Genomic DNA, 24,046 nt, shown 5'->3' with positions numbered 1-24,046 from the left:
TTAGAAGGGGATCAGGCCGGCGAGGGCGGGAAGGAAGGTGCTGAACCAGGGCACGGCGGCGAGGACGAGGAGGCCGACGAACACCGCCACCAGATACGGCCAGAAGTGTTTGAGGCTGTTTTCCACGGTTTCGCGGGCGGTGGCGCAGGCGACGTAGAAGCCAACCCCTGCCGGCGGGGCGAAGGATCCGATGCCCATGGAGATGATGAGGACCATGGCGTACTGCACGGGGTTGACGCCGAAGTCGGTGGCGATCGGCAGGAGCAGCGGGGCGAAGATGAGTACCGCGGGCAGGCCTTCGAGGAGCTGGCCCATGATGATCAGCAGCACGACGGTGAAGAGCATGAACAGGATGGGGGAATCGCCCAGTCCTGACATCAGGTCGTGGATCTGCTGCGAGACGCCCGCCAGGGCGAGGGTCTGGGCCAGGGGCGACGCGGCGGCGATGATGAACAGCACCATGCCCGCCGTCGTGGTTGTTTCACGCAGGGTGTCGCCGAGAAGGCGCCGGCTGCCGCGGCGGTAGGCGGCGGCAAGCACAAAGGCGTAGGCGACGGCGACCGAGGAAACCTCGGTGGGGGTGGCGAACCCGCTGAGGATCCCCACCACCATGCCGACGGGGAGCAGGAGCGTGGGCAGGGCGAAGAAGGTGGCCGAGCCCCGGGCCCGCCACGTGGCCTTGGCGCTGGGCACCCCTCCCTGCTTGCGCGCCCTCAGGAACACCATTGCCATGACCACCAGGGCGAGGAAGGCTGCCGGAACGAAGCCGGCGAGGAACAGGGTGGTGGTGGAGATGGTGGTGATGGAGCCCAGGATGAGCAGGACGATGCTGGGCGGGATGGTTTCACCCATGATGGCCGACGCCGACAGCACGGCGACCACTTCGCCCCGCGGGTATTTACGTTCTTCGAGCATGCCGCGCATGGTGGTGCCTACGGCTGCCACGTCGGCGACTTTGGAGCCGGAGATGCCGGAGAAGATGTACATGGTGACCACCACCACCTGCAGCAGCCCGCCGCGAAGATGGCCGATCAGCGCATCGACGAGCTTGGCCAGCGGCAGGGTAAGGCCCGCGGAGTTCATGACCGTGCCGGCCAGGATGAAGAACGGGATGGCCAGCAGGACAAATCCCTTGGCTCCGGACGCCATGCCGATGGGGATGGCGCTCACGTCGGAAATGCCGCCCAGGTACAGGTAGATTCCGGAGGCGAGGGCCAGGACAAACGCAATGGGCAGGCCCAGGAACAGCAGGGCAAACAAGGCCACGAGGACGACGACGAGCAGGACGTTCGGGGAGGCGTAGTAGAACAGCGGCGGGGAGACGAGGACGACGACGACCAGGGCCGCCGCTATTCCGGCACCTACCAGGGCGGGTCGCCAGGCTTCGCGCCGGAGTTTGACCAGGGCAAACCAGGCGATGAGGACCATGCCCACCGTGAAGGGCATGTTGACCCAAAAGACGGGGAGTTGCAGGATGGGTGTCTTCTCCTCGATCTGCTGAACGAGGGTGGGCACGAACAGGGCAAGCGCGCCGGCGCTCATGACAAAGACGAGCCAGTCCACGAGCGCTGCGAGGTATGGCTTCCATGTTGCGGGCAGGCGCATGATGAGCGCCTGGACGGACATGTGTGCGCCCTTGGGATAGGCGATGGCGCCACCGATGAAGGCAATGGTCAGCAGGGCGATCTCGGAGACCTCCTGTGTCCACAGAACTGAGTCCCCGGTGATGACGCGGACGGTGATGTTCAGGAGGATCACCACGAGCTCCGCGAGAATCGCCGCTCCCACAATCCATTCGAGGGTCTTGTCGAGCCATGCAGCACCGCTCCAGCCGGAGGGCACGTGGTCGTGATGAAGGATTTCCTCCGCTTCGAGGGGAAGGACTTCCTCGTAGTCCTGGGGAGCAACGGTGGGTTTCATGGTTTTCCAGACTGTCGACATTGAGAGCGGGATTCTTTTTGGGGTGGAGGGTCAGTGCGGGTGGGAGCCCTGCGGGGGCTCCCACCCGTCCTTGTTATTTCTTACCGGCGAAGGCGATGGCCTGGTCGAAGAATTCCTTGCCGATGAGCTTGGAAAACTCCGGGTAGAGGCTTTGGGAGGTGGCCTTGAACTCGGCGAGTCCGGATGCGCTGAGCTCATTGGCCTTCATGCCCTTGGCTGCCAGTTCATCCAGTTGCTTCTTGGACTGTTCCTCGTCATAACCGGTCTTGAAGGTTGCCGTTTCCTCGGAAGCGGCGGTGAGCACCTTCTTCTGGTCATCCGTCAGCGAATCCCACTTCTTCGATGACAGGGCCAGCACCCAGGCGTCGTTGATGTGGTTGGTCATGGAGACGTATTTCTGCACCTCGGAGAATTTGTTGGTCCAAGGCACTTCAATCGGGTTTTCCTGGCCGTCGATGGTTCCGGTCTGCAGGCCGGTGAAGACTTCCGAGAAGGCCATGGTGGTGGGGCTCGCGCCCAGCTTGCCGAAGAAGTCGGTCCACAAGGTGTTGCCCGGCACGCGGATCTTCAGCCCCTTCAGGTCCGAAGGCTGTTCGATCGGGCGCACGGAGTTGGTGATCTCCCGGCCGGTCCGGGTCAGGAAGGAGAGCGCCACGGTGTCCTTTGCCGCCAGCTTCTCCTTCAGGACCTTTCCGGGCTCGCCGGCGAGGAACTTTGCCTCTTCCTTGGTGTCCGCGAACAGGTAGGGGATGCTGATGCCGTTCATTTCCGGCACCACGGAGGCGTAGACGGAGGTGGACAGAATGAGTCCGTCGAGCGATCCGCCCTGCAGACGGGTCACCGCGGCATTCTGGTCACCGCTGAAGCTGGTGCCGTTGGGCACCACGGTGACCTGGACGGAACCGTTGGAGGTTTTCTTGACCTGGTCGGCGAAGTGCTGGGCGGTGACGCCAACCGAAGAGGTCAGCGGATCGGGGATGGAGAGCTGAATTTTGGCCACGGGGCCGCTTTGGCCTGCGGGCTGGGCTCCGCCTGCGCAGCCGGTCAGCAGTGCTGCGGCCAGGCTGGTAGCCAGCACTCCGGTGATGGCGCGGGTCTTGGTGTTCATTCGATGCCTTTCTTCATTGGAAGGATGCGGTGCTGCACGGCAGACACGGCGGGCCGCTGGTTGCAGCGGGTGTGGCGTGGAGCCAGGGGGATTGGTTCAGGAGACCGTGACGGGGGTGGAAATCAGCGCCTCGGTTTCGCGGCGGAGCTCCAGCGCTTGGGACAGGGAGTCATCAATGATGACATCGTCCCAACCAACGGTGGCACCCTTGGGCACATCGTTACGCAGCTCCACGTGGTGGGCCAGGGCGACGGGGAGAGCGCCGGTTGCCACCGAGTGCTTGGCCGAAACCAGCTTGCCCCAGACGGTGAAGCCGCCTTCGCCGTCGAGGAATTCTCCGGCCTTGAGGTCTTTCTTGGCGGTGGCCACCACGTCGCCGTAGAAACCGACCGGCCCGCCGGTGGGGATGCCGCGAAGGGCTGCATTGGCGATGGACATGTTCAGTTCGAGGCCCACGTAGTGGTACGGGCGGTACAGGGCGGCGTACTGGCCCGTGGGGTCCGGGTGCCAGGGGTATTCGTTGAAGCAGCCGGAGACGTAATCGTTGGTTGCCTTGACCACGACGAAGACGCCTTCCTGGGTGTTGTAAGGGATCCAGCTGCCGTCGCGGTTGACGCTGGACATGACGTCGACGCTTCCTTCGTGGGCGAGGGAACCACCGACGGCGGCCGGGCGGCAGATGGTGGCGATTTCCTCAACGTTGCCGGGGGTGAAGCTCAGGCCGGAATCGGAGGGGGCGAGCCCTGCGCCGTTGGCTACCGCTGCCATTTCGATGGCGGCCTTGGTCCCGTCGCGGAACGAGGTGTGCATGTAGGGGTTGAGCTGGCCGGAGTCCGTCAGCTCCTTGGAGAACTCCCAGTTTTCCCAGACGTTGTCCGGGTTCATCTCGTGGTAGTGCTCCAGGTACTTTGCGCCCTTGCCCGCGCAGACCACGTCAAAGCCGCTGGTGCGGGCCCAGTCCACGAGTTCCATGATGAGGGCCGGCTGGTCCCCGTAGGCCATGGAGTAGACCACGCCTGCTTCCTCGGCGCGCTTGGCGAGCGCGGGGCCGGCAAGGGCATCAGCTTCGACGGTGACCATGATGATGTGCTTCTTGGTTTCGATCGCCTTCAAAGCGTGCTTGATGCCGACGATCGGGTTGCCGGTGGCTTCGACGATGACGTCGATGTCCACGTCGAACAGTTCATCGGCGTTGGCAATGATGGCCGTGGTGCGGTCCTTCAGCGCCGTCGCGATGTCCGGGGCTACCTGCGAGGCGGGCCAGTCCACCAGTTCAAAGGCCCCCTGGGCCCGCTTGACGTTGATGTCCGCGATGGCCACGACGTGGATGCCGGGGATGTTGTTGGCCTGGGCCAGGTACATGGTCCCGTAGCGGCCGGCGCCGATCAGTCCAACGCGGATGGGACGGGACTGCTGCTCACGCTCGCTGAGGAGTTTATGAAGGTTCACGGGGATCTCTCTAACGGTGCTTGGCGAAAGAAAGCACCTCCGGCGAGGCCGGATGGCACAACTTCTTTGTCGCGTTTTGTAAGGAAAACTGTCCGGAGTGGAACCGGTTCCACTTTTGTACCAGCCACTGATAAGCTGTGTCAACGATCACCTTCCTGCCCCGGCGTAATGAAGCGAACGGGCAGGAAGGAATGGCGTGGGTAATGACGATAAGGGTCTTGTCTCAAGGAGGAGCTGTGCGCAAAGCGCCTACTATTCGCGATGTGGCGGCGGCTGCGGGAGTGTCCGTCTCCGTGGTCTCACGGGTTCTGAACCCGGAATCGGGGCCGGTGGCACCTGCGAAAAGGCAAGAGGTTTTGCGGGTGATTGATGAACTGGGTTACCGGCCCAGGGCGGCCGCCCGTGAACTCAGCGCGGGGCATGCCCTCACCATTGGCCTGGTGGTCACCGATCTCTCCAACCCGTTTTTCGCCCGGCTGGCGGACAGGATCGTCTGGGAGGCGCGCAGCCATGGCGTCCAGGTGGTGTTGATGACCACGCAGGAGGATCCTCACCTGGAGGCTGACTCCCTGGACACGCTGCTGGACCGCTCCGTCAGTGGCGTCATCGCCACTCCCACCGGGGGCAACATCGAAAAATGGCGGCGCCTGCGGGACCTCGGCGTGAACGTCGTCTTCATTGACCGTGCCATCGAAGAGCTCGAAGATGTGGACGTTGTCAGCATCGAGAACTTCGACTCGGCCCAACGCTCCACAGAGCATCTCCTAAGCCTGGGCCATACCCGGATCGGGCTGATCACGGGGCCGCTCACCACCTCCACCGGAAGTGCCAGGCTGAACGGCTACAAGGCCGCCCACCAGAACGCGTCCCTGCCGGTAGACCCCACGCTGATTCGTGACGTGCCTTTCCGCGGGGACGCCGGCGGCGGCGCCGTAGGATCACTGCTGGCAATGCGTCAGCCGCCCACGGCCCTCATCGTGGCAAACACGGCACAGGTGCAAAGTTCAGTCCGCAGGCTGGTCCAAATGGGCATTGACATCCCCGATGAGCTTTCCCTCATCGTCTTTGACGACAATCCCTGGACCGAGCTGACCACTCCCCCGCTGAGCGTCATCCGCCAGCCGCTGGACATGCTTGCCGTTCACGCCATCGAGCTGGTGCTCGGGCGGATGCACGGGAAGCTGCCGGACGGGGCGCGCCGCATAGAGGTCAAAGCCGACTACCTGCCGCGCAACAGCTGCGCGCCCCTCATCCTGTCAAACGCCCACTGAGGTCCGGTTCGGGGAGGAAACTTTTGCGCGGTTCCGGTCCAGGATCAGCGCGAGGGCGATTCCGAACATCCAGACGTCCTTTGCCAGCGCGGTCCCTTGCTGGCTCGGCCGGATCCCGTCCTCAAGGGTCATCTCGGGAATCCTTCGATACATGGTCAGGAGGGATCCGGAGAAGAGTCCCAGGCCCAGTCCGGCCAACCGGCTCGGCACGAACGGTGCCAGGAGTGTTGCGCCAAGGGTCATCTCGGCGTAGCTGAGGAGCTTTCCGAACGTTTCCGGCTCCATCCAGGCCAGCTGCGGGTACACCTTGGCTCCCATGCCCTGCATCTGGGCGGCACTGTCCTTGTCCAGGTTCCGCTTGCTGTAGCCGGCGTTAAGAATGAATGCTCCGGTGGCCAAGCGGAGGGGAATATGGCTCAGTTTCATCATTAAAGTTTAGTCCTGCACCTCCGGCCCGGCCTAGGAACTACACCCACTGCTCCCCCACCGTCAGCTGCAGCCTGACGGTCCCAAACGAAGCACCCCCGAAAGGGTCGACGACGGCACTCACCTCGCCGCCGTCGTCCCTTCCAGCAAACCCGGCCCTCCCAGCAAACCCGGCCCTTCTAGCGAAACCAGCCCAGCGCATCAGGCGGTGACCGCCTGGGCAGCCGTGTCCGCAGTCCGCACCGGCGTTTCCAGCCCAAGGTGCTCGCGGAGCGTGCTGCCGCGGTATTCGGCGGGGTACACGCCGCGTTCCTGCAACTCCGGCACCAGGTGGTTCACGATGTCGTCCAGGCCCGTGGGGATCAGCCACGGCGAGATGTTGAATCCATCCACCGCACCCACCCGCGCGTACTCGGCCAGCTGGTCCGCAACAGCGGTGTAGGAGCCGGTGAAGGTGGCATCGATCCGCGCGGTCTTCGAGGTGACGACCTGCCGGATGGACAGCCCCTTGTCCTTGGCCTCGGCCCGCCACTGGTCCGCCAGCTGCCGCGCCTTGGCACCGTGGAAGCCGCTGCCGCGGGTCTCCGACGTCTCCTCCACCACCGGGTCAATCTCCGGCAGCGGCCCGTCCGGATCGTACGCCGACAGCTCGCGGCCCCAGAACTGCTCCAGGTAGGCGATGGCCTGCTGCGGGCCGATCTGCAGGCTCCGCACCCACTCCTTCTTCTCCGCCGCCTCGGCATCAGTGGGCGCCAGGATGAACTCGCTGGCCGGCATGATCTGCACGGCGTTCGCGCCGCGGCCGGCAGCCACGGACCGCTCCACCAGGTCCTTCCGGAACTCCACGGCGTCGTCCAACTTGGGGTGCGCCGAGAAGATCACGTCCGCCTGCCGGGCCGCGAAGTTGCGGCCTTCCGGCGAATCCCCGGCCTGGAACAGCACCGGCCGGTACTGGGCGCTGCGCGGCAGCCGCGGCGTCACATCCACCGTGTAGTGCTGGCCCTCATGCAGCACCCGGCGCGCGGGGCCGTCCGGGGTCTTCCACGAATCCCAGATCCGCTTAGCCGTCTCCACGAAGGCCTCGGCGTGCTTGTAGCGGTCGGCGTGGTCCAGGTACCCGCCGCGGCGGAAGTTAGCCCCGGTCCAGGCATTGTCCGTGGTCACGACGTTCCACGCGGCGCGGCCGCCGGAGATCAGATCCAGCGACGCCAGCCGGTGCGCCAGGTCCGCGGGATCGTTGTAGGTGGTGTTCTGGGTGGCCACCAGGCCGATGTTCTTGGTGACGGAGGCGAGTGCGGCGAGCATGGTCTGCGCGTCAGGGCGGCCCACCACGTCCAGCGCATGCGGGCGGCCCAGGTGCTCACGAAGGCGGAGCCCCTCGCCCAGGAAGAACGCCGCGAACAGGCCCCGCTCCGCGGTCTGGGCAATGCGGCGGAACGATTCGAAGTCCGTCTGCGAGCCCGATTCGGCCGCCTTCCAGATGGTGCCGGAGTTGACGCCCTGGAAGAAGACACCGAACTGGATCTGGCCGGACGGTTTGAATTCGGACGGCACAACGACGTCGGATTTAGCACGGGTGTGCTGTGTCATGGTGTTCCCCTTACTTTCCGGCGCTGGCATGCGCGGCGGAGGCGATTGGGTAACGGCTGGCGGGGCGAGGAAGTCCCAGCAGGTCGCGGAAGGTACCGTCCTGGACCACCGGGCGGAGAGCTCCTCGGCGGCGCAGGTCCGGCAGGACCAGCCGGGCCAGTTCTTCCAGGTCAACAAAGAGCACCGCCGGATGCAGGCGCACGCCGTCGGCCTCAGCGAGAAGGTCCGTCAGGAAGTCGGTGAGACCGGCTGCAGAACCGGCGTACTGTGCCCGTCCGCCTTCAAACCGGGCTCGATCCGAACCAGCCGAACGCTCACTCGCGGCCTGGCCGTGGGCGTCCAGGACGACGTCGAGCTCGGCGATCACCGAAACAGACGCACCCACCCGGGCGCGGACGTCGCGGACCTCGGCCGCCAGCAGTTCCGCGGCAGGCCCGGACACCAGCACCCCGTCCACGGCGTCCACCGCAACCTCCCCCAGCAGCGACGCCTGAACCAGCACCGGCAGCTGACCCTGCAGCGGCCGCGGAATAATGGATGGCCCCTTCACGGAATAGCCGGGACCGGCAAAACCCGCAGGCGTCTCAAAATCCACATAGTGCAGCTTGTCCACGTCGATGTACCGCCCGGTGGCCACATCGCGGATCACGGCGTCGTCCTCCCAGGAGTCCCACAACCGCCGGGAGACCTCGATGGACGCGGCAGCCTCCTGCCCTAGTGCAGCACCATTCACGGAAGAGCGTCCGACGGCGTCAGCAGCCTCGGGCGATTCGGCCGCCGTCGCGATCCATCCGGCCCGGCCGCCGGACACGTAGTCCAGGCTGGCCAGCTGGGTGGAGGCATGGAACGGCTCCGTGTAGACGGTGTCCACCTCGGGGACCAGGGCGATGGTGCGCGAGACGGGCCCGGCGAAGGCGGCACGCTGCAGCGCGTTGGCCCTGCCGGGCGCGGGCGCGTCGGTGAACGTGGCCGCATGGAAGCCCGCGGACTCCGCTGCCAGCACGGCCCGGGTGATGTCTGCGCCGTCCCAGCCTGCGCCGTCGAGCTCGATGGCTAGGAAGCCCTGCGGGTGTGAAGTGTGGATTGCGTTCATGATGCCTTCCCCGATGGCGTGGCAGATGAGGTGGCCTGTGTGGCCGCGAAGTTCTCATCGGTGATGGTCTTGGATTCCGTCAGCGCTTCCTCGGACAGGCCCCAGCGTTCCAGGACCTTTCCGTAGGAGCCGTCCTTAATGACGGAGTTGAGGGCCTCGGAGATAACCGGAGCCAGCCCGTTGCCGCGCAGCGTGGTGGCGGCCACCAGCGTCTCGGACGGCCAGCCGGCGTTGACCTTGCCCACCACCTTCAGGTCATCGCGGGTGTTTTCCCGGTACACGGTGGACGGGTAGGGGGCGATGTTCAGGTCCGTTCGGCCGGAGGACAGCGCCAGGATGGTGTCCGCGTCTGACGAGTAGTACTGCAGCGTGGCTGGCGCCTTGCCCTTGGACTCGAGTTCCTTGTTCCAGGCCAGCAGGATCTTCTCCTGGTTTGTCCCGGACCCCACGGACACTTTCAGGCCGGAGATGTCGTCAGCGCCCTTGATGTCATAGGTGGCGGATTTCTTCGCCTCGAAGCCCATGTACGCGGCCCGGTAGCTGGCGAAGTCGAACAGCTTCACCCGGTCCTTGTTTACGCCCACGTTGGAGAACACGGCCTCGAAGTCGCCGGACTGGGTCTTCAGCGGCCAGTTCTCCCAGGACGTGACCTGGACGTCCAGCTCCAGGCCCAGCTTGTCCGCCACCAGCTGGGCGATGTCCAGTTCGGAGCCGATCGGCGTCTTGTCGTCCGTGGCGTGGAAGGACAGCGGGATGGAGCCGGCCGTGGTGGCCACCGTCAGCTTGCCGTCCTTGCCGATCAGGGCGGGGACCTTGGCGGCGAGCGCCGCATCCTTCTCAGCCCGGATCCGCTGCTGGTCCGGGGAGGTGTTGTAAACCACGCCGTTGCGGGCCGCCGTCGTCTGCGCCCCTCCGCTGGGGTTGCCGGCGGCTGATGCGCCGGGGTCGGCGCACCCGGCGAGCGGGGCAGTGCCAAGAAGGACGACGGCGGGAAGTACCGCGAGTGCGCGGCTGCGGGTTGGGAAAGCCATGGGGTGGTCCTTAGATGTTGAAGGCAGGTTCCAGCACCTTGGAGAAAAAGCTCCGGGTGCGCGGTTCCTGGGGGTTGCTGAAAATGTCCCTGGGGGTGCCCTGTTCCACGATCTGGCCCTGGTCCATGAACACCACGGTGTCCGCCACGTCGCGGGCGAAGCCCATCTCGTGCGTGACGATGATCAGCGTGGTGCCGGACGTGGCAAGTTCGCGGATGACGTCCAGCACTTCATTGACCAGCTCGGGGTCCAGGGCGGAGGTGGGTTCGTCGAACAGCAGGATTTTGGGATCCAGCGCCAGGGCGCGGGCGATGGCGACGCGCTGCTGCTGCCCGCCGGAGAGCTGGCGCGGGTAGGCGTCCGCCCGGTCCTTGAGGCCCACCCGGTCCAGGAGTTCCAGGCCGCGGCGGCGGGCCTCCTCCCTGGAGCGGCGCGCCTTGCCAGGCTGGTGGGCGACGACGGGTGCTTCCGCCACGTTCTCCAGTGCGGTGAGGTGCGGGAACAGGTTGAAGTTCTGGAACACCATGCCGATCTCGGTGCGCTGCTTCAGGATCTCCTTTTCGCGCAGCTCGTGCAGCCGGTCGCCGCGGATTTCGTAGCCCACCAGCTGCCCGTCGATGGTGATGTGCCCGCCGTCCACCTTTTCCAGGTGGTTGATGGTGCGCAGCAGGGTGGACTTGCCGGAGCCGGACGGGCCCACGATCACGGCCACCCCGCCCGGCTCGACGGTCAGGCTGACGCCTTTGAGGACTTCGGTGGCGCCGAAGGATTTACGGACGCCGGTGATTTCCACCAGGCCGCGGGTGGCTGTCGGAGCTGAAAGGGTTGCAGTCATCAGAAGTTCCTCCGGTTGGGGACTGCCGCGTGGGTGGCGAAGAATTTGCGGGCCTTCTGCAGGGGCGTCAGCGGCAGGTTCCGCACCGCGCCCTTGGAGTAGTGCCGTTCGATGTAGTACTGGAAGACGCTCAGCACGGACGTGATCACGATGTACCAGAGCGTGGCCACCAGCAGCAGCGGCAGGACCTGCTGCGTGCGGTTGTAGATGACCTGGACCGTATAGAACAGCTCGGAGTAGGCCAGGACGTAGACGATCGAGGTGCCCTTGACCAGGCCGATGATCTCGTTGAACGCCGTGGGCAGGATGGCCCGCATGGCCTGGGGCAGCACGATCCTGGTGGAGCGGCGCCAGGCCGGGATGCCCAGCGCGGCCGCCGCCTCCAGCTGGCCCTGGTCCACGGACAGGATGCCGCCGCGGATGATCTCCGCCGAATACGCGGCCTGGTTCAGGGTCAGCCCCAGCACTGCTGCCGCAAACTGGCTGATCAGTGTGGTGGTCTGGACCTCGAAGAACCGGACATCGGTGAACGGGATCCCCAGGCTGATCTTCTCGTACAGGTAGCCCAGGTTGTACCAAAGGAGCATCTGGACCAGCAGCGGCGTGGACCGGAAGATCCAGGAGAACGTCCACGACACCGAGACCAGCAGCGGCGACGCGGAGAGCCGCATCAGCGCCAGGATGAAGCCGAGCACAAACCCGAGGACGCCCGAGATGGCAGTCAGCTTCAGGGTTTCCACCAGTCCGTTGACCACGGACTGGGCGGTGAACCACTGCGCCACCACGCCCCACTCCCAGCGCGGGTTGGTGGCCAGGGACCACGCCACCGCAAGGACACCGAGCGCGACGACGGCCGTCCCCACCCAGCGCCACGGATGCCTGGCTGCCACCACCCGGTAGGACGAGTAATCCGCCGGGATCCGGGCGGAGACACCAGTTTTGTCCGGTGGCGCTGCCGGCGGCACTGCCGCGGCTTGTTCCGGCAGCGCCTGTTCCGATTGCGGCTGGGCAGGTTGCGGCTGGTTTGACTGCGCCACCCTGGTTGCTGAACTCACGGGCCACCTCACTTCTCATTCCTGGACTGGAGCCGGGTTGCCCGGCGTCGGGGCGGCTGGCCCCGGGTGCTGGCTGCAAATCTAGGACCGGCCGGAACGGGCCAGCAAGACGCCGGGTTGCAATACTTCACGGGGCTTCGCACGGCGTCATGAGTCGGTTTTTTGCGTCTTTTAACCCGCTGTGACGCGCGGTTAACGGCCGTGACCAAGCGCTCGACCGCCGTCGTCACGGCTGCCTAGCATGGGCACTCCGACGGCCGCTTCCGCACCGTCCCTGCACCCCAAGCACCCGTCAGGAGAGCCCATGCCAGCCACCATCCCGGCCATCGTCTTCATCGGCGGCGGACCGCGCACGGCGGGTGTGCTGGAACGGATTGCGGCCAACCGGCCGGAGGTCTTCGCCGGCCCGCTGCAGATCCACGTGGTGGAGCCGCACATCCCGGGGTCGGGCCGCATCTGGCGGTACGACCAGGACCCGGGGCTCCTCCTGAACTCGATGGCCGCGGACATCACCATGTTCACGGACGGGTCGGTGGACTGCGAAGGACCCGCGGCGCCGGGCCCGGGGCTGGCCCAGTGGGCCGCCGGCGTGCTGGACGCCTCCATCATCGACGTTCCGGACTTCCCGCAGCCGCTGTGGGACCAGCTGCGGCCCCTGACGGACACCACCTTTCCCACCCGCCAGCTGCAGAGCCAGTACCTGGAGTGGTTCTTCCGCCGCACCGCCAGGTCCCTTGGCCGCAGCGTCACAGTCCACCGAACCATGGCCGTCGGCATCGCGGATCTGCCGTCCGGTGGCCACCAGGTGGAACTGGCCAACGGCCGCACCCTCCACGCGGACATCGTGGTGACCGCGCTGGGCCACACCGACTCCCGCCCGGACGCCGCCTCCGCCGGCTTCACGGACTTCGCCGCCCGGCACGGCGGGTACCACGCGCCACCCAGCTACACCACCGACGTCGACTACTCCCCCATTGCCCCCGGGCAGGATGTGATCGTGGCCGGGATGGGCCTGGCGTTCGTGGACCTGCTGGTCCTCCTCATGGAGGGACGCGGCGGCAGGTTCCAGGAGACGGACGACGGCGGGCTGCGCTACCTTCCGTCCGGACGGGAACCGGTGCTGTGGGCCGGGTCGCGGCGGGGCGTGCCCTACCACTCCAAGATCTCCGCGGTGCTGCGCGGGCAGACTCCCGGGCCGCTGCAGTTCTTCACGAAAGCCGCGGTGGACTCCTTGCTGCAGCAGCACGGCGAGCTGGACTTCCGCCGGCACCTGTGGCCACTGATCGCCAAGGAAGCCGGCCACTACTACTACCGGGAGCTGCTGACTGGAAGCCCGGAACGCGCCGCCATGGGCTGGGACGGGTTTGCCGCAGCCTACGCCGGACTGGACTGGTACAGCGCTGAGCGTGCGGACCTGGTTGCCGCTGCCGTCCCGGATTCCGGCCTGCACCTGGACCTGGAGCGGCTGGACCGTCCCTTCGAGGGCCGCCGCTTCCGGGACCACGCGGAAGTGCAGGAAGCCGTGGCTCATTACATCGACAATGACCTGGCGCTGCGGGACAGCCCGGACCATCCCGAAACCCTTGCCCTGTTCCTCGCCCTGCTGCACGTCTACATGGAGGTGGGGCGCGTGGTCCCGCCGGAGCGGCTGAACGCCCGCTCGCAGCAGGTTATCCACGGGTGGTGGCACGGCTTCTTCAGCTTTGTGGACTCCGGTCCGCCGCCCCACCGGCTCCGCCAGATGCTGGCGCTGCACCGGGCGGGCGTGCTGCAGTTCCTGGGTCCGGGCCTGCAGGTGTCCGTCGACGAAGCCAACGGGTTATTTGTTGCCTCGTCCGCGCAGTCGGGGGTAACGGTCACGGCCAAGGCCCTGATCGAAGCCCGGCTGCCGTCCACCTCGGTGGCCCGCTCGGTCAACCCCGTGCTCGCCTCGCTGTATGGGAGCGGCCTGGGCAGCGAGCAGCAGCTGCTGACCTCCGACGGCATCCACTCCACAGGGAAACTTTTGGTCTCCCCGCTGCACCAGCTGGTAGGGGCCGACGGGAAACGGCGGGCAACCCTCTTTGGCATCGGTCCGGGAACCTCCGGTTGGGGCGCGGGCGCCTTTGCCCGGCCCAACACCAACGCCGCGCCGTTCCGGGAGAACGATGCCCTGGCCCGGACCATCCTCGGCCTTGCCCGTGACCTGACTGCCCAAGACCCTGCTGTCCGGGCCACAATTACTCCAGAACCAGCCGCCGCCGGAAAGAACTGACCGGCAACAATAAACGACCAGTGACAAGGAATGACCAGTGACCGCAGAACCCCACCTTCGTCCCAGGCCGCTTGACCCTGCCAGGCTGGCCGTCCTCAGCCTGCCCATGCACGATCCGCGCGTCCGGCCGCTCCTGGACGAACTCGCCGTCGAATACGACACCCGCTACGGGGACCTGTTCGGACGCTCCGCTGCCACGGAGGAACTGAACCGATACCCGGCAGCGGAATTCGAGGAACCGCACGGCGCCCTGCTGATCATCCAGGAGGATGGTGAGTCGATCGCGGGAGGCGCGTTCCGCCGGTATGACGACACCACCGCGGAACTGAAGCGGATCTGGACGCACTCGGCCCACCGTCGTCGTGGTTTGGCCCGGCTGGTGCTGGCCGAGCTGGAAGCCGTGGCTGCCGCGCGCGGCTACGCCAGGCTGTACCTCACCACCGGCCCGCGGCAGCCCGAAGCCAAGCACCTTTACCTCAGCACCGGATACCAGGCGCAGTTCGACCTCGATGCCGACCCGGAAAGCATTGGACCGCCGGCATTCACCAAGGAATTGACCACGGCGCCGCCAAATTCCTCGCCGGACTGCCCGCCCGGGCACCGCCGTATCTGAGGCCGCCGCCGCTAAGCTGGCGCCATGGCCACCAAAACCACAGCAGAGAAGCTTGCCACCATCCAGAAGGGCTACACGCTGGAAGGGCCCACCATCGAGCTGGGGGCCGCCATCATCGACGGCGAGCTCCACAAGGACGCGCCGGTGCGGCTGCCGCTGGCCATGATGAACCGGCACGGCCTGGTGGCGGGTGCCACCGGTACGGGCAAGACAGTGACGCTGCACATGATGGCCGAGCAGCTGTCCACGGCCGGCGTCCCCGTCTTCCTGGCCGACATCAAGGGCGACCTGTCCGGCCTGGCGACTGCCGCCGTCGGCAGTGACAAACTGACCGCCCGCACGCAAAGCATCGGCCAGCCGTGGCAGGGCAGGACGTTCCCCGTGGAGTTCCTGGCGCTGGGCGGCGACGGCAACGGCGTCCCGGTCCGCGCCACGGTGACCTCGTTCGGTCCCATCCTGCTCTCGCGCATCATGGAGCTCAACGACACGCAGGAATCGAGCCTGCAGCTGGTGTTCTACTTCGCGGACAAGAACGGCCTGGAACTGATCGACCTCAAGGACCTCCGCGCCGTCATCCAGTTCCTCACCTCGGACGAGGGCAAGGACCAGCTCGAGGAACTCGGCGGCCTGTCCAAGGCCACCGCAGGCGTGATCCTGCGGGAGATCGTGACCCTGGAGGCGCAGGGGCTGGAGAAGTTCTTTGGCGAGCCGGAGTTCGATACCGCCGAGCTGCTGCGCACCGCCCCGGACGGCCGCGGCGTGGTCACCTGCCTGGAGCTGCCCACCCTGCAGACCAAGCCCATGCTGTTCTCCACGTTCCTGATGTGGCTGCTGGCGGACTTGTTCGAGGACCTCCCGGAGGCCGGCGATCTGGACAAGCCCAAGCTGGTGTTCTTCCTGGACGAGGCCCACCTGCTGTTCAACGACGCATCCAAGGCCTTCCTCGAGGCGATCACCACCACGGTCCGGCTCATCCGGTCCAAGGGTGTGGGCATCTTCTTCGTGACCCAGACGCCCAAGGACGTCCCCGCGGACGTTCTGGGCCAGCTGGCCAACCGGGTGCAGCATGCCCTGCGCGCCTTTACCCCCGAGGACGCCAAGGCGCTCAAGGCCACGGTGTCCACGTTCCCGCTCAGCGACTATGACCTCGAAGAGACGCTCACGTCCGCAGGCATCGGCGAGGCCGTCATCACCGTCATGAACGAAAAGGGTGCACCCACGCCGGTGGCCCTCACCCGGCTCCGCGCTCCCGAGTCCCTCATGGGCCCCAGCGACGAGGCCCTGGTCCGCAGCACCGTGGCCGGTTCCGCGCTGCTGGGCAAGTACGGAACCGCGGTGGACAACCCGTCCGCGTACGAGAAGCTTTCCGGCAAGGCCGCCGCTCCCACGGGTCCGGCGGCTGGGTCTCCTGCCGGCGCACCCGAGGCGCCCGGCGGGTACGACGTGGACGCCGAAGCCCGGCGGATCGAGGAGGAGATCCTGGGCCGGCCCAGCAGCAGGCCGCCGCAGGTGCCGGTGCCGGTGGATCCGGAACCCCAGTACAGCGAACCGGATTACGGCGAGCCGTCGGCGTCCAAGCCCCGGTCAAAGGCTCCGCGGGCACCCCGGACGCGCCAGCCCCGGGAGCCGCAGGCGCAGCCCGGCGGCATGATGGGTGACCTCGGCGGCGTACTCGGGGGTGCCCTGGGCGGCGGGCTCAAGAGCATGGCGCGGTCAATGGGCACGCAGCTGGGGCGCGAACTGCTCCGCGGGGTGTTCGGCACGTCGTCCCGGCGCCGCCGTCGCTGAGGCTGCCGCTCCCGGACCTGCCGTTTCGCGACCCTGACACCCCTGCCCTGCCGCTCCCTGCCCTGCACCTCACAGCCCTGCACCGGGTGTCCCGGGGACCTGCCCAGGGTTCCTGTTGACGCTGTCCGGGCGGCCCGGCGTCGGGCGTTAACCCGCCGTTGCCGGGCAGATTAGGGGGGACCCTAACTTTAGTGTGTGTCCGCACTGCCGTTACTGTAAGGAACGTGCAGATGAGTCAAGCGTTGGTGAGGATCGCGGCCGGATGGCTGCTGGGCCTCATGCTTGCCGTCGCCGGAGCCGTGGTGGCCATCAATGTGGTGAACAATACCGTGGCCAGTCCCCAGCAGCCGGTCAGGGAGTATCTGGATGCCCTGAAGAGCGGCGACGGGGGGCGTGCACTGGGGCTCCTGAAGGCCGCGGTTCCGCCCAGCAACGCCGCCATGCTGGACGGACCCGGGTTGCAGACGTCTGCGTCCCGCGTGGCCAATGTGGCCATCGGCGACCCCCAGGAACGTCCGAACAACCAGGTGATGGTGCCCCTCGAGTACACCATCGACGGCAGCCGCCTGCACACGGAATTCCTGCTGCAGAAGACCGGCACCGAGTGGCTGTTTTTCAACACCTGGGCATTCGTCCCGTCCCGGCTGCCCACGGTTGACATCACCGTGGTCAACAGCAGCGAGGCCACCGTCAACGGCGTCCCGGTCAACATGCCCAACGGCCGCAACTCCTTTGCCGTGTTCTACCCCGGAGAGTACGAGGCATCCCTCGACGGGCAGTATTTCTCGGCACCGGCCAGCCGGGCCACCGTCACCTCCAAGGACACCCCGGTGGCGCCGCTCAACCTGCTGACCCAGGCCACGGACAAGCTGAAGAACGATGTCGCAGCCAAGATCCGTGAATTCCTGGACAGCTGCGCGGCGGAAGCCGTCAAGGAACAGAAGCTCCAGCCCGACTGCCCCTTCTACTACACCAGCAACAACAGGGTCCGGGACGGCAGCATCAAGTGGACCGTGACCGAGTACCCCGGCGTATCGGTGGAGCCGTTCGACGGCCGCTGGGTGGTGGCACCGCTGGACGGCAAGGCCAAGGTGGAGGCGCTCCAGCAGAACTCGTTCACCGGGGCCTGGTACCCGCTGGACCAGGAGGTGGACTTCAGCTTCACCACCCGCCTGGACGTCGCCGGGGACACCGTCAAAGTCACCCCGATGCTCAGCTTCTAGCCCCTGCCTTCCAACCCGCGTCACGCCAAGCACGCTTTCAGCCCTGGTGCATGCCGCCGCCCTTGATTTTGCAGGGTCCCGGCAACTCGACGCTGGTGAAAACCTGCTCCGCGTGACGCCGCCGGCCGGTTACCGCCGCCGTTTCAGGACGGCAAGCACCTCCGCGACCATCTCCTGCGGCCGGAACACCACGTCGGTGTAGTAGTAGCGGAGTGCCGTGTACCCCTGCAGCACCGACTCATTATTGCGGCGATGGTCCTTTTGAACCTGTTTCCACTCCGCGTGATGCCTCCCGTCCAGTTCCACGACCAGCCATCCGTCCAGCAGCAGGTCCACATACCCCACCCGTTCCAGGTACACCTGCGCCTGCACCTCGATACCTGCCTTCCGGAAGTATGTCCGGGCCAGCGTTTCGAGGAGCGAATCCGCCCCACTGTCCACCCAGTCCAGGACCGCCCTGGCCCTTCCGTTGCGATGTCCCGGTAAACGCTGGCGCAGGAAATCCACAGTCATGTCGCCCCGGGTTACGGCGCACTCCACCATGACCAGCGAATCCGCAAAGGACAGGCATCGCAGTGCATGAATCAGCACATCTGCCAGGGCGGCCACAGGCTGAAGCCGGGACGGCGGCAGGAGAAGTCCGCTGTGATGGACGGCGTCACCACACACAGCGTCCTGCCGGCGGTGGTAGACGTGGCGCCTTCCGTCCGAGGGCAGCGACCAAAGGCTGTAGGCAGCCGCAGCGCTGGAACACGTCAGCAGCTCCCGGTTCCGCAGCACGGCAACCAAGTCCGGAGGCGCCGTCGGAAGCGCATAAAGCCCGCGGTCCGGTTGCAGCACCCCGGCCCTTACCGCCCGCCGAAGCGCGGCGTCCTCCACTCCCAGCCTTGCCAGGGCTGGCCTCCGCGCGGCTCCACCGCAGACTTCCAGGGCTTTGAGGGCATCCATGCGGCCATGCTGCCCGGCTCCTGAAGTCGCCTGACAGCCTGCCCCAAGCCTATGTGGACAGCAGAGGACTCAGTCCGCGTCACGCCAAGCACGCTTTCAGGGACATCGGACACCGAAAACCCCGGGATTCCGCGGTTGCCATGAAACCGGAAACGCGAAAGGCTGCTCCCCGTGACGCAAGGTCACAAGGAAGCAGCCTTTCAGCAAGCAGCGGCCGGGTCAGTCCATGCCGCGGAGGTCCAACACCAGTTCGGTGTCGCCGTCGGCCTGCAGGACCACCGGGATGCCCCAGTCCTGCTGGTACAGGTGGCAGGCGGCGTGGTCCGGGATCTCGCCGTCCTCGGTTTCGGGGCCATCGCAGGCCGCGGCCCGGGCGGTAATGTGCAGCACGCCCTCGGGCACGTCCCGGGACAGCTCCAGGGTACGCAGCAGTCCAACAGAGGTCCCGCCGCCGGACACCAGCAGTTCCGGCGGAGTGGAGGAGATTTTCAGCTGCGTGGGGTCGCCCCAGCGGTCGTCGAGCTTCTGCCCGGTGGGGGCGGTGAAGCGGACGGTCAGATCCAGCGGTCCGGGAGCCACGGGGCTCTTGGGCCGGTGGGTCTGGGACGCTCCCTCATCCACCTGCTGTGCTTCCTTGGGGATGGGAACGTAGACAAGCTGGTGCTTGTTCGCCTCCACCACCACCAGCAGGGGCTCCGAGCCGGCGGCCTGGGTGTGGTCCACAATGACGTCGGAGGGCTCCGCCAGGCCACGGGCCAGGGTGGACACGGTGCCGGATGCGGGGTCATAGCGGCGCACTGCCCCGTTGTAGGTGTCCGCGATCGCCACGGAGCCGTCGGGCAGGACCGTCACTCCGAGGGGGTGCTGCAAGCGTGCTTCTGCCGCGGGACCGTCGCGGAAGCCAAAGTCGAACAGGCCCTTGCCCACCGCGGATTCCACGGTGATGGTGCCGTCCTCGGCGATGACCAGCTTGCGCAAGGCGGAGGTTTCGGAATCCGCAACCCAGATGTTGCCGTCGGCATCCTCGGCAAGGCCGGACGACTGGGCGAACCAGGCCTCATGGGCGGGCCCGTCGAGCAGGCCTTCCAGCCCGTTGCCGGCAATGATGGCCACCGCACCGGTAATGGGATCGAAGCTGAAAATCTGGTGCGTGCCGGCCATCGCCACCACCACCGCGTTCAGCTTGCGCGACCACACCACGTCCCACGGTGAGCTCAGGGCAACCTCCAGCGGGTCGCTGCCCAGGGATCCGCTGAACCCGGCGCCTTCCTCGTCCACACGCGCCGGGCCGGTCTCCAGCAGCCGCTGGATGCCGTTGCCGGCCAGGGTGGAGGCCTTCCCGTCCGTGAGCGAGAGTCCCCGGAGGCGGTGGTTGACCGAGTCGGCAATGACGACGTCGAAACCCGCCTTGGCTGCCACATCTTCCGGGAGCAGGACCAGGCCCTGGGGTTCGTTGAACTGGGCACTGGCGGTGTCCCCTGCGGCAGGCCCGTCGGCGTAGCCCTTGGTGCCGGAACCGAAGGTGGCCAGGACGGTCTGGAAGTCGGTGCCCAGCTCCACCAGGCGGTGGTGGCCGGTGTCGGTGACCAGCCAGGAACCCTTGTCCGCGGCGCCGCCGGCCGTGGCACGTTCGGAGGAGCCGTCGTCGGACGTTCCAGCCAATGCCGCGGAACCTCGGCCCTGCGGCAGGAACAAAGCCTTGCCGGGGAAGCGCAGGGTGCCGGACGTCGCCTCGGGCGCCACGTACGGGCCGGAGCCGCGGTGCAGGGTGCCCTTGGCCTCGTGTTCTGCGATGAGCTCGGGGATCAGCACGGCGAGCCCGTCCGCGTGGCCCTCACCGGAGAGGTGCGCCACGATGTAGCCCTCGGGGTCGATGACCACCAGGGTGGGCCAGGCGCGGGCGGTGTAGGCCTTCCAGGTGTCCAGCTCCGGATCGTCCAGCACGGGGTGGTGGATCTCGTAGCGCTCCACGGCCGCGGCCAGCGCCACCGGATCGGCCTCGTGCTCGAACTTGGGCGAGTGAACCCCCACGGTGACCAGCACGTCCGAGTACTGCTCTTCCAGCGGCCGCAGCTCATCCAGGACGTGCAGGCAGTTGATGCAGCAGAAGGTCCAGAAATCGAGCAGCACGATCTTGCCGCGCAGGGCCTCGAGATCCAGGGTCTTGCCGCCGGTGTTCAACCAGTTGCGGCCCACCAGTTCGGAGGCCCGGACCCGGGCATGCGTGCGTACGGTTTCGCTCATCAGCGTCCTTCCAGCTTGTTGCGTTCAGCCAGCTTGGCGTCGCGTTCGGCCAATTTGGCAAACATATCGTTGTAAGCGGTCAGATCGGCGTCATTATTCCTGTCCGCCGCGCGGTCCACCCGTTTGGTCTCCCGCTGGTCGGACCTGGACCACATGATGGCGACGCCGATCGCCACCAGCAGGGTTGGCACCTCGCCGATGCCCCAGGCCACCGCTCCGCCGGTCTGCTGGTCAACGAGGGCTGACGGTCCCCAGGCGCGGCCAAGGTTGCCAAAGTAATCCGCAGCCAGCAGCCCCGTGCCGCCCATGATGGAGACGCCGAAGAAGGCATGGAAGCCCATGGTGGCCAGCAGCAGGAGCAGCCGCATGGGGTACGGCGCACGCAGCGGCAGGGGGTCGGTGCCGATCATGCTCAGCACGAAGATGTATCCGGTGAGCAGGAAGTGCAGGTTCATCAGTTCGTGGCCCACATGCTCGCGCATGGCGAAGCCGAACAGGTCCGAGTAGTAGAACAGCACGATCGAGCCGGCGAAGTTCGCGGCCGCGAACAGCGGGTGGGTGACAAGCTGCGAGAACTTCGAGTGCACGAAGACCAGGAGCCATTCCCGCGTTCCGCGTGAGCCGTCGCCGCGGGCGGGCAACGCGCGCAGGGCAAGGGTTACCGGGGCGCCCAGCACCAGGAAGATCGGGGCCACCATGGTCAGGGCCATGTGGTCCACCATGTGCGCGGAGAACAGGACGCGGCCATAGACCGACGGCGGCCCGGACGTGATGTAGGTCAGGACCACCAGGCCGATGACCCAGTTCAGGGACCGGAACCACTGCCAGGAGTCGCCGCGGCGGCGGACCTTGGCCACGCCCAGGAGATAGGTCACCAGGCCGAAGAGGGCCACTGCCACCCAGAGCCAGTCCAGGCGCCATTCGGTCAACCAGCGTTCGGGCGTCAGTTCCGGCGGCAGGTCGTAGCCGCTGAGGATGAAGGCGGGCGAGGCATTGGGCGCCGGCTCGATGGGCTGCGGCGGCGCGGAGCGGCCCAGGGCCACGGCAATGCCGGAGGTGGCGCCCATGATCAACAGCTCGGCCAGCACCAGCTGCCAGAGGACCCGCCGCGAGGACAGGGTGGAGCCCTTGCGGCCCAGCTGCGGGATGACCCACTGCCGGTGCATGAAGCCGATGCCGCCCAGCACCACAGCGGCTGCGCTCTTGGCCAGGATCAGCTGGCCGTAGGCGGAGCCGAAGAGATCGGCCCAGCTGGTGACCCGGATGCTCGCGTTCACGATGCCCGAGGCGAAGACCAGCACGAAGGCGAACCCGGCCAGGGTGGAGAACCGCCGGAGCGTGGGTTCGGTGATGTCTGTGGCTGCCCCGGCTTTGGTCCCGGTGAGGATCCCGGACAGCAGGGCAAGGATGATGATGCCGCCCACCCAGGTGCTCACGCCCACCAGGTGCAGGCCGAGCGAGTTGATGGCGCCCTCGTGGTCGGAAGAGCTGGACGAGTGGCCGATCAGGGCCGTGGGGACCAGGCCAATGAGGGCCAGGATGAGGGTCAGCGCCAGGCCGCCCAGAGACCTGACGCCGAACAGCGCCGTGGTCACTACTGCCGCGATGATGATGACGGCAAGCCAAGCCCGGCCCGTTTCAATATCCGTCATGAAATACACCAGGGCCTGGGTAAACGCCGGGTCGCCGGACAAACCCTGCCCCGCAACGTCGGCATAGGTGAGCACCAGGACTGCGATGGCGGACAAGGTCCACACGGCACCGGCGACGGCGGCCACAGCCAGTACGCGGGTAAAGGCGGGATGTTCAGGTGCACCGTTGGCTGCCGCTTCCCGGTCGCGGCCGCGGGCGTTAAGGCCTCTGGGGAGAATCCCGACGGCGAAGATCAGGCCACCGACGACGGTCGCCAGGGAGACGTTATGGACGGCCTTGCTGACTGGCAGGCCCCAACGCACCAAGGCACCGGGGTCGGCAACACTGCGGGCCGCGGCAGCGCCGGAAAAGATCAGTGCTGCTGCCAGGCCCAGGAAGAGTGCTGCCAGGCCTGCAAGCTGCCAGGGCACCGGGATCCCCCGGCTTCCGGCGTCCCGGACCGCAGCTCCCTTGCCAGGATCGGACTGGGGCGCGGTGGAACGTGGTTTTGCGGCAGAAGACACCATTCCATTGTCCGCTACGCCTGCCCGGGCCGCGAATCCGTGCGTGGAAGCCAGCGGGCCCTTAAAAGCGAAGGAGCGGCAACCCTGGGGGTTGCCGCTCCTTGTTCCAGCCGGCTGAGTGCCGGACCGGACAAGCCTTACTTCTTGGAGACTGCAGCCTTCAGCTTGGAGCCGGCGGTCAGCTTGACGCTGTGGCCTGCTGCAATCTGGATGGTTTCGCCGGTCTGCGGGTTGCGGCCGGTGCGGGCTGCACGGTCGGTGCGCTCGACAGCGAGCCAGCCCGGGATGGTGATCTTCTCGCCCGCGGCGACAGAAGTCTCGAAAACCTCGAACAGTGCATCGAGGACGGAGTTGACGGCAGCCTGGCTGGTGCCGGCCTTGCCTGCTACCTCTGCAACAAGTTCACTACGGTTCTTAGCCATTTATGTCCTCCTGGACGATTCTGATTCTGAAGCCTGCACGCGGCATGCGTACAAGCCACTGTCCGAAAACTTACCAGCTTGGGCGCTTCCGGTCCGCAAATTCCGCGTGTTTCCGCCACTTTTTGAGGTTAATCACCGCTTCCGGGGGCTATTTTCAGCCCTCGGCAGAAGCCTCAGTGCTTCCTGGCGGGTTTGCCCGGGGTGGTCCTTCGGGTCCTGGGCTATTAAATGTGGGAGGCCCCAACCGTGTGGTTGGGGCCTCGACCTAATGTGTGTCCGGCGGTGACCTACTCTCCCACACCCTCCCGGGTGCAGTACCATCGGCGCTGTGGGTCTTAGCTTCCGGGTTCGGAATGGGACCGGGCGTTTCCCCCACGCTATGACCGCCGTAACCCTTGCTCCACACACCTTGGTGGGTGTGGGAAATCTTGTGTGGTTACAACATTGTGGTGTTGTGTATTTAGTTATTTGGTTCCGTGCAACCATCCCCGGTGTTGGGGGTTGTTGGTTGGGAACCACATAGTGGACGCAAGCAGAGTTTTGTATATGTCTGTGTGGTGTAAGTTGTTGGCCTATTAGTACCGGTCAGCTTCACGAGT

At 66.4% G+C, this 24,046-nt stretch carries 18 protein-coding genes and 1 rRNA gene; 5 read left to right on the top strand and 14 right to left on the bottom strand.

What is annotated here, in order from left to right:
* The 3 genes from ASG86_RS05610 to ASG86_RS05600 form a co-directional block, all read right to left on the bottom strand.
* Positions 1-1,920 carry a TRAP transporter large permease gene (locus ASG86_RS05610; protein WP_056331417.1) on the bottom strand — a complete coding sequence of 640 codons (1,920 nt, stop codon included), beginning with the start codon at positions 1,918-1,920 and terminating at the stop codon, positions 1-3.
* A gap of 94 nt (positions 1,921-2,014) precedes the next feature.
* Entirely contained in the window at positions 2,015-3,049 is a 1,035-nt protein-coding gene (locus tag ASG86_RS05605) for a DctP family TRAP transporter solute-binding subunit (RefSeq protein ID WP_056331415.1), read from the bottom strand.
* A 96-nt stretch (positions 3,050-3,145) separates the two neighbouring features.
* Complete coding sequence (locus ASG86_RS05600; protein WP_056331413.1) at positions 3,146-4,498, bottom strand: NAD(P)H-dependent oxidoreductase; 1,353 nt, start codon at positions 4,496-4,498, stop codon at positions 3,146-3,148.
* A gap of 236 nt (positions 4,499-4,734) precedes the next feature.
* On the opposite strand from ASG86_RS05600, the gene ASG86_RS05595 reads away from it, so the two are divergent.
* Positions 4,735-5,769, top strand: a complete 1,035-nt coding sequence (locus ASG86_RS05595) for a LacI family DNA-binding transcriptional regulator (RefSeq protein ID WP_056331410.1) — start codon at positions 4,735-4,737, stop codon at positions 5,767-5,769.
* On the opposite strand, the gene ASG86_RS05590 is transcribed toward ASG86_RS05595, so the two are convergent.
* The 6 genes from ASG86_RS05590 to ASG86_RS05565 all read right to left on the bottom strand — a co-directional run bounded on the left by ASG86_RS05590 (position 5,755) and on the right by ASG86_RS05565 (position 11,799).
* On the bottom strand, positions 5,755-6,195 hold the full coding sequence (locus ASG86_RS05590) for a hypothetical protein (protein ID WP_056331623.1): 441 nt from the start codon (positions 6,193-6,195) through the stop codon (positions 5,755-5,757). The two genes, ASG86_RS05595 and ASG86_RS05590, sit on opposite strands and share 15 nt — an antisense overlap.
* 201 nt (positions 6,196-6,396) lie before the next feature.
* Positions 6,397-7,785, bottom strand: coding sequence for an NtaA/DmoA family FMN-dependent monooxygenase (locus ASG86_RS05585; protein WP_056331409.1), 1,389 nt, complete (start codon positions 7,783-7,785; stop codon positions 6,397-6,399).
* Positions 7,786-7,795: 10 nt separating this feature from the next.
* Entirely contained in the window at positions 7,796-8,878 is a 1,083-nt protein-coding gene (locus ASG86_RS05580) for an LLM class flavin-dependent oxidoreductase (RefSeq protein ID WP_056331407.1), read from the bottom strand.
* Complete coding sequence (locus ASG86_RS05575; RefSeq protein WP_056331405.1) at positions 8,875-9,909, bottom strand: transporter substrate-binding domain-containing protein; 1,035 nt, start codon at positions 9,907-9,909, stop codon at positions 8,875-8,877. Before ASG86_RS05575 ends, ASG86_RS05580 begins: the two co-directional genes overlap by 4 nt.
* A 10-nt stretch (positions 9,910-9,919) precedes the next feature.
* Positions 9,920-10,744, bottom strand: a complete 825-nt coding sequence (locus tag ASG86_RS05570) for an amino acid ABC transporter ATP-binding protein (RefSeq protein WP_056331402.1) — start codon at positions 10,742-10,744, stop codon at positions 9,920-9,922.
* Positions 10,744-11,799, bottom strand: a complete 1,056-nt coding sequence (locus ASG86_RS05565) for an amino acid ABC transporter permease (RefSeq protein ID WP_442854290.1) — start codon at positions 11,797-11,799, stop codon at positions 10,744-10,746. Before ASG86_RS05565 ends, ASG86_RS05570 begins: the two co-directional genes overlap by 1 nt.
* Before the next feature lie 304 nt (positions 11,800-12,103).
* On the opposite strand from ASG86_RS05565, the gene ASG86_RS05560 reads away from it, so the two are divergent.
* From ASG86_RS05560 to ASG86_RS05545, 4 genes are all read left to right on the top strand, one after another.
* Positions 12,104-14,053 carry an FAD/NAD(P)-binding protein gene (locus ASG86_RS05560; RefSeq protein WP_056331400.1) on the top strand — a complete coding sequence of 650 codons (1,950 nt, stop codon included), beginning with the start codon at positions 12,104-12,106 and terminating at the stop codon, positions 14,051-14,053.
* 37 nt (positions 14,054-14,090) lie between these two features.
* Positions 14,091-14,666 (top strand): GNAT family N-acetyltransferase, encoded by a 576-nt coding sequence (locus ASG86_RS05555; RefSeq protein ID WP_056331398.1) that lies wholly within the window; start codon positions 14,091-14,093, stop codon positions 14,664-14,666.
* Positions 14,667-14,690: 24 nt separating this feature from the next.
* Positions 14,691-16,454 carry a helicase HerA-like domain-containing protein gene (locus tag ASG86_RS05550; protein WP_056331396.1) on the top strand — a complete coding sequence of 588 codons (1,764 nt, stop codon included), beginning with the start codon at positions 14,691-14,693 and terminating at the stop codon, positions 16,452-16,454.
* Positions 16,455-16,684: 230 nt separating this feature from the next.
* Positions 16,685-17,677, top strand: a complete 993-nt coding sequence (locus ASG86_RS05545) for a hypothetical protein (RefSeq protein ID WP_200946168.1) — start codon at positions 16,685-16,687, stop codon at positions 17,675-17,677.
* Positions 17,678-17,806: 129 nt separating this feature from the next.
* On the opposite strand, the gene ASG86_RS05540 is transcribed toward ASG86_RS05545, so the two are convergent.
* The 5 genes from ASG86_RS05540 to rrf form a co-directional block, all read right to left on the bottom strand.
* Complete coding sequence (locus tag ASG86_RS05540; protein ID WP_056331392.1) at positions 17,807-18,625, bottom strand: DUF559 domain-containing protein; 819 nt, start codon at positions 18,623-18,625, stop codon at positions 17,807-17,809.
* Between the two features lie 219 nt (positions 18,626-18,844).
* Positions 18,845-20,869 carry an NHL domain-containing thioredoxin family protein gene (locus tag ASG86_RS05535; RefSeq protein WP_056331390.1) on the bottom strand — a complete coding sequence of 675 codons (2,025 nt, stop codon included), beginning with the start codon at positions 20,867-20,869 and terminating at the stop codon, positions 18,845-18,847.
* Complete coding sequence (locus ASG86_RS05530; protein WP_056331388.1) at positions 20,869-23,028, bottom strand: cytochrome c oxidase assembly protein; 2,160 nt, start codon at positions 23,026-23,028, stop codon at positions 20,869-20,871. The genes ASG86_RS05535 and ASG86_RS05530 overlap by 1 nt, the downstream gene beginning before the upstream one ends.
* A gap of 134 nt (positions 23,029-23,162) precedes the next feature.
* Positions 23,163-23,447, bottom strand: coding sequence for an HU family DNA-binding protein (locus tag ASG86_RS05525; RefSeq protein ID WP_011693739.1), 285 nt, complete (start codon positions 23,445-23,447; stop codon positions 23,163-23,165).
* A 274-nt stretch (positions 23,448-23,721) separates the two neighbouring features.
* Positions 23,722-23,838: ribosomal RNA gene (gene rrf, locus ASG86_RS05520) — 5S ribosomal RNA — on the bottom strand.
* Positions 23,839-24,046: the final 208 nt, after the last annotated feature.

This window comes from Arthrobacter sp. Soil764 (assembly GCF_001428075.1).
In the GTDB taxonomy this organism is placed as follows: Bacteria; Actinomycetota; Actinomycetes; order Actinomycetales; family Micrococcaceae; genus Arthrobacter.
Note: the sequence above shows the minus strand (reverse complement) of the source record. Positions and strands in the feature narration are given on the sequence as shown.

What these genes read in the sequence shown, in the direction of transcription:
- ASG86_RS05585 (WP_056331409.1), bottom strand. Translation starts at nt 7,785, where the DNA reads ATGACACAGCACACCCGTGCTAAATCCGACGTCGTTGTGCCGTCCGAA.
- ASG86_RS05590 (WP_056331623.1), bottom strand. Translation starts at nt 6,195, where the DNA reads ATGAAACTGAGCCATATTCCCCTCCGCTTGGCCACCGGAGCATTCATT.
- ASG86_RS05605 (WP_056331415.1), bottom strand. Translation starts at nt 3,049, where the DNA reads ATGAACACCAAGACCCGCGCCATCACCGGAGTGCTGGCTACCAGCCTG.
- ASG86_RS05545 (WP_200946168.1), top strand. Translation starts at nt 16,685, where the DNA reads ATGAGTCAAGCGTTGGTGAGGATCGCGGCCGGATGGCTGCTGGGCCTC.
- ASG86_RS05550 (WP_056331396.1), top strand. Translation starts at nt 14,691, where the DNA reads ATGGCCACCAAAACCACAGCAGAGAAGCTTGCCACCATCCAGAAGGGC.
- ASG86_RS05610 (WP_056331417.1), bottom strand. Translation starts at nt 1,920, where the DNA reads ATGAAACCCACCGTTGCTCCCCAGGACTACGAGGAAGTCCTTCCCCTC.
- ASG86_RS05570 (WP_056331402.1), bottom strand. Translation starts at nt 10,744, where the DNA reads ATGACTGCAACCCTTTCAGCTCCGACAGCCACCCGCGGCCTGGTGGAA.
- ASG86_RS05525 (WP_011693739.1), bottom strand. Translation starts at nt 23,447, where the DNA reads ATGGCTAAGAACCGTAGTGAACTTGTTGCAGAGGTAGCAGGCAAGGCC.
- ASG86_RS05535 (WP_056331390.1), bottom strand. Translation starts at nt 20,869, where the DNA reads ATGAGCGAAACCGTACGCACGCATGCCCGGGTCCGGGCCTCCGAACTG.
- ASG86_RS05560 (WP_056331400.1), top strand. Translation starts at nt 12,104, where the DNA reads ATGCCAGCCACCATCCCGGCCATCGTCTTCATCGGCGGCGGACCGCGC.
- ASG86_RS05530 (WP_056331388.1), bottom strand. Translation starts at nt 23,028, where the DNA reads ATGGTGTCTTCTGCCGCAAAACCACGTTCCACCGCGCCCCAGTCCGAT.
- ASG86_RS05575 (WP_056331405.1), bottom strand. Translation starts at nt 9,909, where the DNA reads ATGGCTTTCCCAACCCGCAGCCGCGCACTCGCGGTACTTCCCGCCGTC.
- ASG86_RS05540 (WP_056331392.1), bottom strand. Translation starts at nt 18,625, where the DNA reads ATGGATGCCCTCAAAGCCCTGGAAGTCTGCGGTGGAGCCGCGCGGAGG.
- ASG86_RS05580 (WP_056331407.1), bottom strand. Translation starts at nt 8,878, where the DNA reads ATGAACGCAATCCACACTTCACACCCGCAGGGCTTCCTAGCCATCGAG.